10 protein-coding genes and 1 pseudogene are annotated in these 14,947 nt (G+C 35.3%); 9 read left to right on the top strand and 2 right to left on the bottom strand.

Annotated features, from left to right (window positions below; translation table 11 throughout):
* Positions 1-52 precede the first annotated feature (52 nt).
* Complete coding sequence (gene pbpC / locus ACQY29_RS00775; RefSeq protein ID WP_428225854.1) at positions 53-2,428, top strand: penicillin-binding protein 1C; 2,376 nt, start codon at positions 53-55, stop codon at positions 2,426-2,428.
* Complete coding sequence (locus tag ACQY29_RS00770; RefSeq protein ID WP_428223377.1) at positions 2,421-3,233, top strand: hypothetical protein; 813 nt, start codon at positions 2,421-2,423, stop codon at positions 3,231-3,233. The genes pbpC and ACQY29_RS00770 overlap by 8 nt, the downstream gene beginning before the upstream one ends.
* Positions 3,234-3,423: 190 nt before the next feature.
* Here the strand turns inward: ACQY29_RS00770 and ACQY29_RS00765 are convergent, their stop codons facing one another.
* Positions 3,424-3,972, bottom strand: coding sequence for a hypothetical protein (locus tag ACQY29_RS00765; protein ID WP_428223376.1), 549 nt, complete (start codon positions 3,970-3,972; stop codon positions 3,424-3,426).
* A 159-nt stretch (positions 3,973-4,131) separates the two neighbouring features.
* Here ACQY29_RS00765 and hpt point away from each other — a divergent pair, with 159 nt between their 5' ends.
* From hpt to obgE, 4 genes are all read left to right on the top strand, one after another.
* Positions 4,132-4,665, top strand: a complete 534-nt coding sequence (hpt, locus tag ACQY29_RS00760; protein ID WP_428223375.1) for a hypoxanthine phosphoribosyltransferase — start codon at positions 4,132-4,134, stop codon at positions 4,663-4,665.
* 41 nt (positions 4,666-4,706) lie between these two features.
* On the top strand, positions 4,707-5,279 hold the full coding sequence (locus ACQY29_RS00755; protein WP_428223374.1) for an adenylate kinase: 573 nt from the start codon (positions 4,707-4,709) through the stop codon (positions 5,277-5,279).
* Between the two features lie 163 nt (positions 5,280-5,442).
* The gene (locus ACQY29_RS00750) at positions 5,443-6,675 is read left to right on the top strand and encodes a hemolysin family protein (protein ID WP_428225853.1); all 1,233 of its coding nucleotides are present in this window, start codon (positions 5,443-5,445) and stop codon (positions 6,673-6,675) included.
* A 70-nt stretch (positions 6,676-6,745) separates the two neighbouring features.
* Positions 6,746-7,747, top strand: coding sequence for a GTPase ObgE (gene obgE, locus ACQY29_RS00745; protein WP_428223373.1), 1,002 nt, complete (start codon positions 6,746-6,748; stop codon positions 7,745-7,747).
* Positions 7,748-7,804: 57 nt separating this feature from the next.
* Here the strand turns inward: obgE and ACQY29_RS00740 are convergent.
* Positions 7,805-9,262 (bottom strand): annotated as a pseudogene (locus ACQY29_RS00740) (M28 family metallopeptidase).
* A gap of 237 nt (positions 9,263-9,499) precedes the next feature.
* Here ACQY29_RS00740 and ACQY29_RS00735 point away from each other — a divergent pair.
* From ACQY29_RS00735 to ACQY29_RS00725, 3 genes are all read left to right on the top strand, one after another.
* Positions 9,500-11,650 carry a S46 family peptidase gene (locus ACQY29_RS00735; RefSeq protein ID WP_428223372.1) on the top strand — a complete coding sequence of 717 codons (2,151 nt, stop codon included), beginning with the start codon at positions 9,500-9,502 and terminating at the stop codon, positions 11,648-11,650.
* A gap of 94 nt (positions 11,651-11,744) precedes the next feature.
* Positions 11,745-12,740 carry a hypothetical protein gene (locus ACQY29_RS00730; protein WP_428223371.1) on the top strand — a complete coding sequence of 332 codons (996 nt, stop codon included), beginning with the start codon at positions 11,745-11,747 and terminating at the stop codon, positions 12,738-12,740.
* Positions 12,703-14,946 carry a hypothetical protein gene (locus ACQY29_RS00725; protein ID WP_428223370.1) on the top strand — a complete coding sequence of 748 codons (2,244 nt, stop codon included), beginning with the start codon at positions 12,703-12,705 and terminating at the stop codon, positions 14,944-14,946. Before ACQY29_RS00730 ends, ACQY29_RS00725 begins: the two co-directional genes overlap by 38 nt.
* Position 14,947 lies beyond the last annotated feature (1 nt).

The following is a 14,947-nucleotide window of genomic DNA, read 5'->3' as shown; positions in this document are numbered from 1 at the left end:
TAAAATTTCAAATACAGACCTAACAGGTTTTCAAAACCTGTTAGGTCTAAAAATAAAATTGAAAAAAATAATATATAATCGATTCATAAAAATAAAACAATGGATACTTTCCAATATAAAAAAATCGATTATTGGTTTCGTCCTGTTGCTTATATATTGTTTTTCGTTGCCTCGAACCTTATTCGTTGAGCCTTTTTCAACGGTTATTGAAAGCGACACGGGAGAATTGCTAGGTGCTAAAATTGCCAGTGATGGACAATGGTGTTTCCCAGAAAACGACAGTATTCCTGAAAAATTTAAGCAATGTATTGTCAATTTTGAAGACGAACATTTTTATTGGCACTTAGGATTTAACCCTGTGGCTATGGCTAAAGCTGTTCAGCAAAACCGTGAGGCGGGTCGTGTGGTGCGTGGAGGAAGTACCTTAACGCAACAAGTCATTCGTTTGGCACGGAAAAATCAGAGGCGTACCTATTTTGAAAAAATCATCGAAATAGTTTTGGCAACCCGATTAGAATTTCGTCATTCCAAGGAACGAATTTTAGAGCTTTATGCTTCACATGCGCCCTTTGGAGGAAATGTTGTAGGCTTAGAAATGGCCTCTTGGCGTTATTTCGGGATGCAACCCCATCAATTATCTTGGGCAGAAAGTGCCACTTTAGCGGTTTTGCCCAATGCGCCCAAATTAATTTATCCAGGTAAAAATCAGCAAATCTTACTCAAAAAACGCAATCGTCTGTTGAAGAAACTTTTGGATAATGGAACCATTGATAAAATGACCTTTGATTTAGCCATCACAGAACCTTTGCCCCAAAAACCTTATGCTTTACCGCAAATTGCACCGCATTTATTGCAAAAAGTTGCCAAAGAAAATCTAGGAAAAAAGATAGTAACCACCATTGATATTTCGTTGCAAAATAGGGTCAATCAAATTGTACGTCAGTATTACAGTCAATACAGTCAAAATGAAGTACACAATATGGCGGTAATTGTTTTGGATGTTAAGAATAGAAATATTTTAAGCTATGTGGGCAATACCCCCACAGATGTCCTACACGATAAAGATGTAGACATCATTACAGCGCCTAGAAGTACAGGTAGTGTATTGAAACCATTGCTGTTTGCCTCGATGATAGATGATGGTGAACTATTGCCCAATACATTAATAGCAGATGTACCTACGCAGATTTCGGGGTATGCACCCCAAAATTTCAATCTGACTTTTGATGGTGCAGTTCCAGCGCAACGCGCATTGTCTAGGTCGTTAAATGTACCCGCTGTACTCATGTTGCAAGAACATGGGGTACATAAGTTTTATGAGACGTTGCAATACTACAAATTGAAAAATATCAACAAGCATCCCGACCATTACGGACTGTCTTTGATTCTTGGGGGTGCGGAAAGTAATTTGTGGGATTTAACTCGGACGTATGCTAATTTAACCGCAACCTTGAATCATTTTACTAACTATAATACTTATCGGGAAAAGGAATTTTGTGAGTTGAATTATCAAAAAGGGATGGAGCAAGATTTTGGTTCTGAGGTTTCTCAAAAAATATGCCTTGGAGCAGGAGCCATATATACCACTTACAATGCCATGAAAGAAGTGAATCGTCCCGAGGCCGATGAAGCATGGCGTTTTTACGACTCCTCTATTCAGTTGGCCTGGAAAACAGGAACGAGTTTTGGTAATCGCGATGCTTGGGCGATAGGTACTAATAGTGATTATGTAGTGGGTGTTTGGGTAGGTAATGCTTCTGGGGAAGGACGTCCACAATTAACGGGACTGGATAGTGCTGGGCCTGTTTTGTTTGATGTGTTTAATTTGTTACCTCGAAAAAAATGGTTTGCGCAACCAAACGATTTAATTGCGACGGATTGTTGTGCTTTGAGTGGCTATTTAGCGAAAGAAGGTTGTCCGAAAGTAAAACAACTCATCCCAAAAAGTGGCACCAAGACCAAAGTTTGTCCTTATCATAAAACCATTCATTTGGATAGAACGGGGCAATTTCAAGTAAATAGTACCTGCGAGGATGTCAATTATATGCAAACCAAATCGTGGTTTGTCTTGCCTCCCGTAATGGAATGGTATTATAAGAGTTTGCATATTGATTACAGACCGTTGCCTCCTTATCGCTCCGATTGTCAAGGAGTACAGGCAACCGCAATGGGATTCATATATCCAAGACCTCAAAGTAAAATTTATTTGACTAAAAATTTTGAAGGAAAGGTACAGCCAGTTATTTTTAAAATTGCTCATGCAAACAAAGAAGCAAAAGTGTTTTGGTATGTTGACAATCAATATAAAGGGACTACACAAACTTTTCACGAAATGCCTATTATCACTTCAACGGGCAAACATTTGCTGACTGTGATAGATGAAAAAGGAACCGAAATTAAACAATATGTAACCATAGAAAATGAGTAATTGTCTCGTTAAAACCCTCGATTTTTACATCACCAGCAGTGTGCATGTCGCCTTGTCGGTGTATGCGCTGGTGCGAATCACGCTGATTGATTTTCAGTTGCCCTATGACGAATCGGTTGCTTATTTTGCTTTTTACGGAACCATTGTGGGTTACAATTTTATTAAATATGATGAATTGGCTAGAGTTAAAAAAGTTGTTTGGCATACACAATTGAAATTGATAGCCTTGTTAAGCCTTGTTTCGGCTATATGTTGTGGGTACTATTTTCTTCAACTTAACCAAATAACACAAATCATCGGGATAGGTGCGTTACTTTTGACGGGATTTTATGCTTTACCTATGGTGCCTAAAAGAACTAATTTTAGAAATTGGAGTGGGGTTAAAATTTATTTGGTGGCATTAAGTTGGGCAATCGTTACGGGAGTCCTACCTGTTATGAATGCGGAAATTGAGTTAACCAGCTCGATTTGGATTTATGTTTTTCAACGATTTTTAATTGTTTTTGTTTTGATGCTCATTTTTGAAATAGTCGATTTATCTAAAGATGATTTGAGTTTGCAAACTATTCCACAGCAATTGGGTGTGTCCAAAACAAAAAGATTGGGTTACGGATTGTTATTGGTTTATTTGGGGTTGGAAATCGCTCGGTATAATCTTAATGATAATGTCCAAATTCAATTAATACCATTGCTTTTTGTACTCGTAATTGCGAGTGCTCTTTTTTTTGTCCATCCAGCTCGTTCAAAATATTATTCTTCGTTTTGGGTAGAAGCGTTGCCTATTTTGTGGTGGATGTTAAGCTAGTTAAAGAAAAAAACACCTCGATTGGGTCGAAGTGTTTTATAAAAGACGACTTTGGGTTAAAAGTGTGCTTTTGTTAAGTAGGTTGTATGTGTAGATTAATATTTTAATGAAAATATGCTCTCTTTTTTAGTTTATACTCAAATTTATAAAAATATTTAATAAAATTATTACGGTTTTTCCGTAAATTTTATTAAAATTTTAACTTTTTTAAAATATTTTTGCTAATAGATTGATAAGCAGGTGTTTGCTGGTGGTAATTTTGTTCTAAAATGTTTTTTAATTCGGGATGAATCCAGTCAAATTTTCTTCCGAGAACATATAAGGCTTTGATGGCATATACTTTTGAAGCAACTTTACAATCACTAATCAACCAATCGAAACAATTTTCAATAAGCAGGCTTTCTTGTAATTGTGTTAACTTAATGCCATTAGCGCGATGGTTGCTTTTAGCTAAAAATAATGTAATTTTTGAAGCAGGACGAATGGCAGATTCGTTTTTCAATTTGGGCAGAACTTCACAGAATTCATCTATATAAGGAAGGAAAAATTTTAGTTTTTTCTCACAAACTAATTCCAATATCCAAAAAGCTTTAAAATGATTTTTATCCTCAATGGTAAAAGCAAAGGAGGTGAGTTCGGGTAATAACTCGGTTTTACGAAGCACTAAATTTCTGTATTTCTCTCTCTCGGCTCTAGAAGCGCTACTGTTTTCTACTTGAAGATAAAAATCCGTTTTCATCTTGCAAAGATAGCTTAATCAGCTCGTTTGCGATATACTATTTTTTTTGTTGGTACAACTAGTATCATTCGTTAGATTGTAAAATTCTTAATTCTTAATTCTTAATTCTAAAATCTAAATAGTATCTTTGCCGTTTATTTTTAAATGCAACCCAAGGGTATGGAAATTAAGTTACACGATAAATATTTCAAATCGTTTATCGAAGCACAAGAGCTTGATTTTGCGATTGCTAATGTAGCGCAACAAATCAAAGATGATTTTCAAGATGAAGTGCCCGTGTTTGTAGGGGTACTTAATGGTGCTTTTATGTTTATGTCGGATTTGATGAAACAGTACGATGCACCTTGCGAACTCTCTTTTGTAAAATTGGCATCCTATGAAGGGACACAATCAACCAATGAGGTTAAGCAGTTGATTGGTTTAAATCAAAACCTGGAAGGACGTAGCGTAATTATCGTTGAAGATATCGTTGATACAGGAAATACGATTGAGGAATTGAAAACTATTTTCAAACAGCAAAAGGTGAAGCATTTAAAAATAGCAACTTTGTTTTTTAAACCAGAAGCTTATACTAAAGATATCAAGCTAGATTATGTAGGAATTCGAATTCCAAACAAGTTTATTGTAGGCTACGGACTAGATTACGATGGTTTAGGAAGAAATTTAAAAGAAGTCTATCAATTAGCTGAATAAAAAAGAAACAACATTAACAATAAAAATAATTTTAATACAAAATGATTAATATCGTTCTTTTCGGAAAACCCGGAGCAGGAAAAGGTACTCAAGCTGAATTTTTAAAAGAAAAATACAATTTAACACACTTATCAACAGGTGATATTTTTCGTTTCAATATCAAAAATGAAACAGCCTTAGGAATGTTAGCTAAATCGTATATGGATAAAGGTGATTTAGTGCCTGATGAAGTAACGATTAATATGTTACAATCAGAAGTTGAGAAAAATCCTGAATCTGCTGGTTTTTTATTTGACGGTTTTCCGCGTACCATTGCTCAAGCTGAAGCGTTGGATGCTTTTTTAACTGGAAAAGGACAAGGAATTACAGCTACGATTGCTCTAGAGGCAGATGATGAAATCTTAGTACAGCGTTTGTTAGAAAGAGGAAAAACTTCAGGGCGTGCAGACGACCAAGACGAAGAAAAAATCAGAAACCGTTACCAAGAATACAACGAAAAAACGGCACCGCTTATAGGTTTTTATCAAGCGCAAGGTAAGTTTCATGCCGTGGATGGTATTGGAACAATAGAAGAAGTAACAAAAAGATTAAGTAACGTAATAGCTAGCTTATAAGTTTTGTTCAAAGTTTAAAGTTACAAGTTCAAAGGTTAAATATTATATTTGTATATACTGTTTTGTGAGAACAATAACTTTGAAACTTAAACAAATCAAACTAAAATCATAAATGGAAATAGTCATAATCCTCTTGTTGATATTGTTGAATGGAGTCTTCTCTATGTCAGAAATCGCACTCATATCAGCAAGGAAAAACAGGTTGGAAACAGCCGCAAAAAAAGGAAATACGAGTGCGAAAACAGCATTGGATTTAGCTAATTCACCCAACAAGTTTTTATCTACAGTACAAATAGGGATAACCCTTATTGGTATTTTAACAGGTATTTACTCTGGTGATAAAATTACTACTGATGTACAAGCCTTTTTTGCTAGTTATACATTAACAGCACCTTATTCTAATAGTATTGGGACTGGTGTAGTGGTGGTGGTTTTGACTTTTTTTTCATTAATATTAGGTGAATTATTACCGAAGCGTATCGGTTTAAATTATCCTGAAACAATTGCTAAAGCAGTGGCAGTACCCATGAAAATGATTTCCGTTGCTACCGCTCCTTTTATTTGGCTCTTAACGAGTTCAACGGATTTTATTTTGAAAGTTTTTAATATCAAACCTACAGCTGACGGAAAAGTTACTGAGGAAGAAATTAAAGCCATTATTAAAGAAGGTACTGAAGGAGGAGAAGTTCAGGAAATTGAGCAGGACATAGTGGAGCGTGTGTTTCATATTGGCGACCGAAAAGTTAATTCATTGATGACACATCGTAAATCGGTAGTGTATCTTTCTTTAGAGGATGATGTTAAGGAATTAAAAGAACAAGTTTTAGGTGAATTGCATTCTATTTATCCTGTTTGTGAGGATAACTTAGATAATATTATAGGAGTGGTATTCCTGAAAGATTTGTTTGCCAATTTTGAAAAGGCAACAACTTTTGATTTGCGAAGCATTGCTAAAGAGCCTGTTTATTTTATAGAGCATACATCGGCGTATAAAGCTTTGGAAATTTTCAAAAAAACCAAAGTGCATTATGCTTTTGTAACAGACGAATATGGAGTGTTACAAGGGATTATCACGTTGAATGATATTTTAGAAGCTTTAGTGGGTGATGCCGCAGAGTTTTATGAAGAAGAATTTCAATTAGTTGCACGTGAAGATGGAAGTTGGTTGGTCGACGGGCATTACTCGTTACACGACTTTTTGACGTATTTTGATATGGACGATTTGATTAATGATTATGAAGTGACAACGGTTAGCGGCTTAATCATGACTGAATTGGACTCTATTCCAAAAGTAGGCGAGAAGCTCATTTGGAATAAAATGGAATTTGAAGTAATGGATATGGACGGTGTTAAGATTGATAAAGTCTTAGTTCGTAATTTGAAAGAAATAGATTAATGTGTGGTCAGCAATCAGTATTTGGGAGTAATTTCTGAACACTGAACACTGAACACGGAATACTTATAGAATGACAGAAGGGAATTTTGTAGACTACGTAAAAATATATGCTGCTTCAGGTAAAGGAGGGAAGGGGTCTTCTCACTTACACCGTGAAAAGTTTATTGAAAAAGGTGGTCCTGATGGTGGTGATGGTGGTCGTGGAGGGCACGTAATTTTAGTGGGTAATAAGAATTTATGGACTTTGTTTCATCTGAAATTCTTACGTCATATTAAAGCGGGTCACGGAGGTGATGGTGGTTCTTCGCGTTCTACAGGACATGATGGAGAAGATAAATTTGTTGAAGTGCCTTTAGGGACTGTGGTGAAAGATAAAGATACTGATGAGGTATTATTTGAAATTACCGAGCACGGTCAGAAAGAGGTTTTAGTAAAAGGAGGTAAAGGAGGTTTAGGAAACTGGCATTTTAGAAGTGCGACCAATCAAACCCCTCGTTACGCACAACCGGGTATGCCTGGTAATGAAATTGATGTGATTTTAGAGCTAAAAGTTTTGGCCGATGTTGGTTTAGTAGGTTTCCCTAATGCGGGTAAATCGACCTTATTGTCGGTGTTGACTTCAGCAAAACCAAAAATCGCAGATTACCCATTTACAACTTTGAAACCAAATTTAGGAATTGTAGCCTATCGTGATTTTCAATCTTTTGTTATTGCAGATATCCCAGGAATTATTGAAGGTGCCGCAGAAGGTCGTGGTTTAGGACATTATTTCCTACGTCACATAGAGCGTAACTCAACCTTGTTGTTTTTGATACCAGCTGATGCAGATGATATCAAAGAGCAATATGATATTTTGTTAGACGAATTGCGCCGCTTCAATCCAGAGTTGTTAGACAAAGACCGTTTGATAGTGATTTCTAAATCGGATATGCTGGACGATGAATTGAAAGCAGAAATGAAAGCGCATTTAGATAAGGACTTTGCAGGAATGGAGTATATGTTTATCTCTTCAGTGGCTCAACAAGGCTTGATGGAGCTGAAAGATAAATTGTGGAAGATGTTGAATGTGTAATGCATTTTGTTAAGATAGTAAAAAGCCGTTTCAAATTTTGAAACGGCTTTTTCATTTTTATCGTTCTAATTTAAAATTATCTAAGACTTTAGGTCTTGCGATTTCATTGGCAACTTTCCACGAAGTTCGGTACATCCATTCGGTCATTTTGAATAGTTTTTTGAAATTGATGTTTTCCGATTCATCTTGTGGGGTGTGGTATTGATGATGTAACACCGAAGTAAAGAAAATAGCTGGGATGCCTATTCTTGCATAAGGTGCATGGTCGCTTCTAAAATAAAAATATTCTGGATGTTCTGGTAAATCCCAATCTTTTAAAAATCTGAATTTAGTGCTTTCATTATTTGCCTCTAATGCCATTTGAACCAATTCTTCTGAGTTTTTGTGTGGTGCTTCACCACCTAATAAGGCTGCTTCGTCCAATTCGTTTCTACCAATCATATCCCCGTTGAGTACCGCTACAATCTTCTCTTTAGGTACTACTAAATGCTGTGCGTGGTAACGAGAACCTAGTAGCCCTCTTTCTTCTGCACCATGAAATACAAATAAAATACTTCGTTTTGAAGGTTGTTTTTGATACGCTCTAGCCATCGCTAACATCGCCACGCAAGTACTGGCATTGTCATCCGCACCATTGTAAATACTATCGTTCATGACTACGTGACGAATACCATCATGGTCCTGATGTCCACTAATTAATACATATTCGTCTTTTAACTTTGGGTCAGTGCCCTCAATTTTACCAATTAAATTGACTGAAGGGTATTGGTAAGTTTCGGTTTCTAAGCGGATTTCAATTTCAGGGTTGCTTTCGTACCAGTTTTTGTTAACCTTTTTAGTCCAGAAAATAGGTAAAGTATTTTCAACTTTGTCGCGCAAACCTTCTATGCCGTACATGCCACGTGTCATTTGTGGTAATACTTCCGGCCAACTTTTTTCTGAAATGTCATCCGTGATAAAAATAATTCCTTTGCCTCCCAGTTTTTTAACTTCATTGTAATATTTGGTTTTGATAAACCCTGGGTAACGTCTTTCAAAAAGGGTCATTTCTTTTTGGATATTGGCATCAGACACTTCAATAGCCACTACTTTTCCTTGAATGTTTTTGGATGCTAAATCACTAGGTTATACTTTGCCTACAAAAGCAATGTTAGTTTTAAAATCAGCATTCACTACATCAGCAACTAGAATGTCTTTCCACAGGCGTAGCGTAGTACCACCAATTTTTATATAACTGTTAGGGCTAATTTGATGGCGGTACATATCGAAAAATTGATAATACGTACCAAATTCACCCGCGGGTTGCATACCTGTTTCTTGCATTTTTTTGGTAAACCAAGTAGAAACTTTCAGTTCGTCTAAGGTGCCTGCTTCACGACCTAAAAATTGGTCGCCTGCCAATTGATACATATCAGTACGTAAGTCTTTTTCTTTAATAGCTTCAACAAGCGGTTTTTTGTAAACTTGGGCTTGTGTTGTCAATGAAGCCAGATAAATCCATATAAATTTTTTCATGGAGTAGGGTTGTTAAATTAAAATCCTTGTTTTGAAATAATTAAAAGTTAATTAATCCATTTGGAGTGCTAATTTCATTAAAAAATAGCTAATAAAAAACGAAACCTCTTGAATTTTGTATGTTCTTCTGTTTTAATTGTTAAAAAAAACTTAATAAAGTAGTTAAAAGAAGGGGCTATTTTTAAGATAGTGTAAAATTAGGTTATATTCGCAACGCAAAAAATTATAATTAACACTATGAAAAAATTAGTTTTATCTCTAATTGCTGCTTTAATGCTTGTACCTGCAAGTGTAAAAGCTGATGAAGGGATGTGGTTTTTGATGTTCATCGAGCGTTTGAACCACCGCGATATGCAAAAAATGGGACTTCAGTTGACTTCTGAAGAAATTTACAGCATCAACAACAACAGTTTGAAAAACGCTATCGTACAGTTTAACGGTGGTTGTACTGCTGAAATGATTTCAAAAGAAGGTTTAGTATTAACAAACCACCACTGTGGTTACGATGCAATTGCTGAATTATCTTCTGCTGAAAAAAATCACTTGAAAAATGGTTTTTGGGCAAATTCTAAAAAAGAAGAATTAAAGCCTTCTAGCTTATTTGTACGTTTCTTCGTTCGTATGGACGATTGTTCTAAAAGAATTTTATCAGTTGTAAACGATAAAATGACGGAAGCTGAGCGTGAAAAAGCTATCAACGCTGAGATTTCTAAAATTGAAAAAGAAAACAACGAAGGGGGTAAATATGTAGTTTCTGTACGTTCTTTCTTTCAAGGAAATGAGTACTACTACTTCGTGTACCAAGATTATAAAGATGTTCGTTTAGTAGGTACACCTCCTGAAAGTTTAGGAAAATTTGGTGGTGATACAGACAACTGGGAATGGCCACGTCATACAGCGGATTTCTCTATGTTCCGTGTGTATGCAGATGCTAACGGAAATCCAGCAGAATACTCTGAAAACAATGTGCCTTTAAAACCAAAACACCATTTACCAGTTAATTTAGGTGGGGTGAAAGAAGGTGATTTTGCTATGATTTTAGGATACCCAGGTCGTACGAACCGTTGGATGCCAGCAGGTGGAATTGAGCAAAACGTAAAATTTGCTTATCCAGCGTGGGTTGAAGGTGCTAAAACGGGTATGGACAACATGAAGAAGTATATGAATCAAAGTGATGCTTTGAACTTAGTGTATGCTTCTAAATTTGCTTCAACAGCAAACTACTGGAAAAACCGTCAAGGTATGATTGATGCGTTGACTAAATTTGGTACAGCTAAAACAAAAGCGGCGCAAGAAGCTAAATTCAATGCTTGGGCTAACAAAGCTGAAAACAAAGCACAATATGGAAATGTAGTTGAGACTATCAACAATTTCTATAAAATGACGAATGAAAAATCACGTCATGATAATTATATGATGCAAATGTTCCGTACGTCTAACTTTGCTGCTATTGGTAGAACTATCGGTAAACAATTAGAAACTTATGTTAAAGCTGATGCTGCTAAACGTGCACAATTAGCTCCTGCTATTATAGAAATGACGGATGAGTTGTACAAAGAAGTACATATTCCAGCTGAAAATGACATCTTAGCTGCGCAATTAAAATTATATAGCACTAAAGCAGTAGGATATGCTATTGCTCCAGCGGTTGAAAAAATCAACAAAGAATACAATGGCGATTTCGCTAAATATGTAAATGCTGCTTTCGAATTAAGTATTTTTACTTCTAAAGAAAGAATCAAAGCATTCTTAGATTTACCAACAGAATCAGTATTGACTAACGACCCGTTATACACTTTGTCAAATGATATGTTAACACATTTTTCATCTAAATCAGATGCGATTGCAAAAGCGCAAAACGATTTTGGTGCGGCATTCCGTAAATTGGTTCAAGGATTACGTGATTCTAAAATTGGAGATATCAAATATCCAGATGCTAACTCAACGTTACGTTTAACGTATGGTAAAGTTCGTTCGTTACCAGCAGATAAGCGTAATGATGCGACTATCAACAACTACACTACGTTAGCTGGTCAAGTTAAAAAATACAAAAAAGGTGATGCTGAATTTGACTTACCTACGCGTGTATTAGAAATGAACAAAAACAAAGATTTCGGTCGTTATGCAGATAAAGATGGAACATTACACGTAAACTTCTTATCTGATAATGATATTACAGGTGGTAACTCAGGTTCTCCAGTATTAAACGGAAAAGGAGAGTTAATCGGTTTAGCTTTTGATGGTAACATTGAAGCTATGGCTGGTGACGTAATCTTCGATAAAAAATTACAAAGAACAATCAACTGTGACATCCGTTATGTGTTATGGGTAATTGAGAATTTCTCAGGTGCTAAACACATTGTTGACGAGATGACTTTAGTGAAATAATACAAAACTTGTTATTCTGAACTTGTTTCAGAATCTTAAAACCGAACTCAATCTGAGTTCGGTTTTTTTATATCTTTACCCCAAGCATATACAAATGAGAAAGATATTATTTGGGGTACTTCTTGGGCTGATTTTTTCTTGTTCTAAAAAGGAACCTGCTAACCCCGCTTTTTATTATTGGAGGACACAATTTAAACTTTCTGAGACCGAAAAAAAGTGTTTGGCGACTAATGATGTAAAGCAACTTTTTGTGCGTTATTTTGATGTCGAATTGCGTCATGGGCAACCTTTTCCTGTGGCTCCCATTCATTTTAGTCATGTGGTAAAAGGCCAACAAATTATTCCTGTTATATTTATCAAGAATGAAGTTTTTTTGTCAAAATCTACCGATGTTGCAGATTTGACAACTAAAATGCTCCGATTAATTCATCAGATAAATAAGGTGAATCATGTTGCTGTAAAGGAGATTCAACTTGATTGCGATTGGTCTTTAGAAAGTAGGGATGCTTATATGAAATTTTTAACACTGATAAAAAAGCAAAGCAAACTTAGGGTTTCTGTTACTATACGTCTTCATCAAGTTAAATATTTTAAAGAAACTCGAGTACCTCCTGTTGATTATGGTGTATTGATGTTTTATAATATGGGACAATTGACGGCAAAGGGTACTAATTCAATTTATGATATTTCTATAGCAAAGAAATATTTGTATCATTTAAAAGATTATCCGCTTAAATTATCAATTGCCTTGCCTATTTTTTCTTGGTACGTGCACAGTAGAGCAGGCAACGTAGTACAGTTAATTTCAAAATTGGATAAAAAAACATTTGAAAATAATGTTAATTTTGAAGTAAATGGAAATACTATTCTTGTGAAGCACAATGTCATGTTTGAGGGTTTCTATTTTCAAGCTAATGACCAATTGCGATTAGAAGAAATAAGCAAAGAGGCCTTAGAAGAAATGAGCGACTTGCTCTCTGATAAGTTAAGTGATAAGCCTGAGCATATATTATTTTACGATTTAGATTACAAAAACATAAAAAACTATCCAAATGAATCTTTTTTCAAAACCATTGCAACTGATTTTTAGTTCTATACTTCTTGTTTCCGTACTGTTTTCTTTTTGTTCCGAAGGCGAATGGGATTGGTACACTGATATGTCGAGTTTTGCCCCAGAGGCTTATATACAAGACAAGTCTTATAACGATTTGTTTTACAGTAATCACTTGTTTTATTCCAGTTTTGATGGGTGGGATGAACCCGAAGACGGTTTTTATTTAGACCTTGGTCAAAAAACTATAATAGCAGATTGGAAAAAATATGTAGGTACTAAATTAGCCGAAAAAGACCTTAAATATTTTATGTTTTCTGATTCTTCAAAAGCGGATTTTAGTTCGATTACAAAAGCAATTTCCTCTAAGGATACTAAAAGTAAATTGGTAAAGAAGTATAGTTTGACGGACCAAAATGTACGTCAATTTTTCTTGTTTTTAAAATTAGCCAAAGCGGTTGAACCGTATGCTACTACATCACCTTCTTGGGATTACGATACGAATACTATGGAATCTGTAGAAGCCATGCCACTGAAACAAGCAAAAACGGTGGAAAGTGTTTACCAAACGGTAAAAGACCCTTTTCTTAAATCAAGATATTGGTTTCTTTCAATGAAGTCTTATTTCTATTCTGAAAAAAGAACCGAATGTGCTACTTTTTTCAATAGAACACAAGCCTCAATTGCTAAAGGCGGATTATATTATCGTGGATTAGCTTACGTTGCGGGAATAGCTCATCAAGCTAAAAAGTATGCAACAGCTAATTATTTGTATGCGGTGGTATTTGATAATAGTCCAGAAATGCGAACTACTGCAACGTTTTGTTTTCATCCTCAAAACCAATCTGATTTTGAGCAAGCACTCACAATGTGTAAAAGTAATTCACAAAAATCGGCGGTATGGGCACTCTATGGTTATTATGGCGACGAAGTAGATGCCATGGCACAAATTTATGCCCTAGAACCATCTAATGCGCATCTGGATTTGCTGTTAACTCGTGCTATAAATAAAGCAGAACAAAATGTGAATGCTACCGATTCGTATTATGAGCGCAAAGTTGGTAGTATTTATAAATCCGAAGCGCTTAGTCCCAAACTCTTTGACCTTATCGCAAAAATAGCCAAAGCGGGTAATACTAAAACACCTTATTTGTGGAATATTGCGTATGGTTATTTGAATACGATTAATGGTAATTATACGACTGCCTCAACTTGTTTTGCACAAGCTGAAAAATCAATTCCCGCAACTGGACTAGCTAAACAACAATTAAAATTATTTAAAACCTTCAATGAGATTGCTTCGGTAAAAAAGATGGATGAAACTTCTCAAAAGAAATTATTACCGTTATTAAAATGGGTGTATAGTCTAAAAGAAGAAGGGAATAAGGAAAAAAACTTAAGATATGTGTTTTTGAGCGATTGGAGTAGAACACACATTGCATCTTTATATAAAAAGCAAGGAAATACCGTTTTTGCGGAGTTATTTTTCCCACAAGAAGATTTCTATTTAAATCCACAACGTTTGGAAAAAATGCAAACCTATTTAGAAAGCAATCCCTCTTCTGAGTGGGATAAATTTGCACTTTCCCTGTATCGAATAAAGCTGGAAGATATTTATGAATTTAAAGCCATAAAACTAGCCTATTCTAACAAAATTAAAGAAGCAGTTGTACAAATGGAATTAGCCGAAGGCAACAAAGATACTTTGTTGCTTGGAAATCCATTTAATGGAAAAATTAAAGATTGTATCGATTGCGACCACAATGCTACTCAGAAAACAAAATACTCTAAAATTGATTTTCTAAAAAAAATAGATGAAATGCAAGATATAGTGGCGTCTGGTGGCGATGTTTTTACAGATACGATGCTATTAGGAAATGCTTTTTATAATATGTCTTTTTATGGAAATGCACGTCTTTTTTATGATAATAAAATTATTGGTCAATATGGGACAAACTATATCAATGATACCTATAAAGGGATGTTAGTAAACGATAAGATAGCGGGTAAATATTACCAACAAGCCTTGGCTATTGCCACTAATGATGAGCAACGAGCTAAAGCAATTTATATGTTAACCAAAATAGAACGTAATTCGTTTTATCAGAGTCCATCGTTCAAACCCTATGAGGTTGATTTTGTTTATTTTGGAGGGTTTAAAACTTTAATTGCAAAATATTCACACACTAGTTATTATCAGGATGTGATTAATGAATGTGGCTATTTTAGAAAATTCGCTAATTAAA

This window comes from Flavobacterium sp., assembly GCF_965262375.1.
GTDB lineage: Bacteria > Bacteroidota > Bacteroidia > Flavobacteriales > Flavobacteriaceae > Flavobacterium.
The sequence above is the reverse complement of the archived record's forward strand: the minus strand, read 5'-3'. Positions and strand labels throughout refer to the sequence as shown.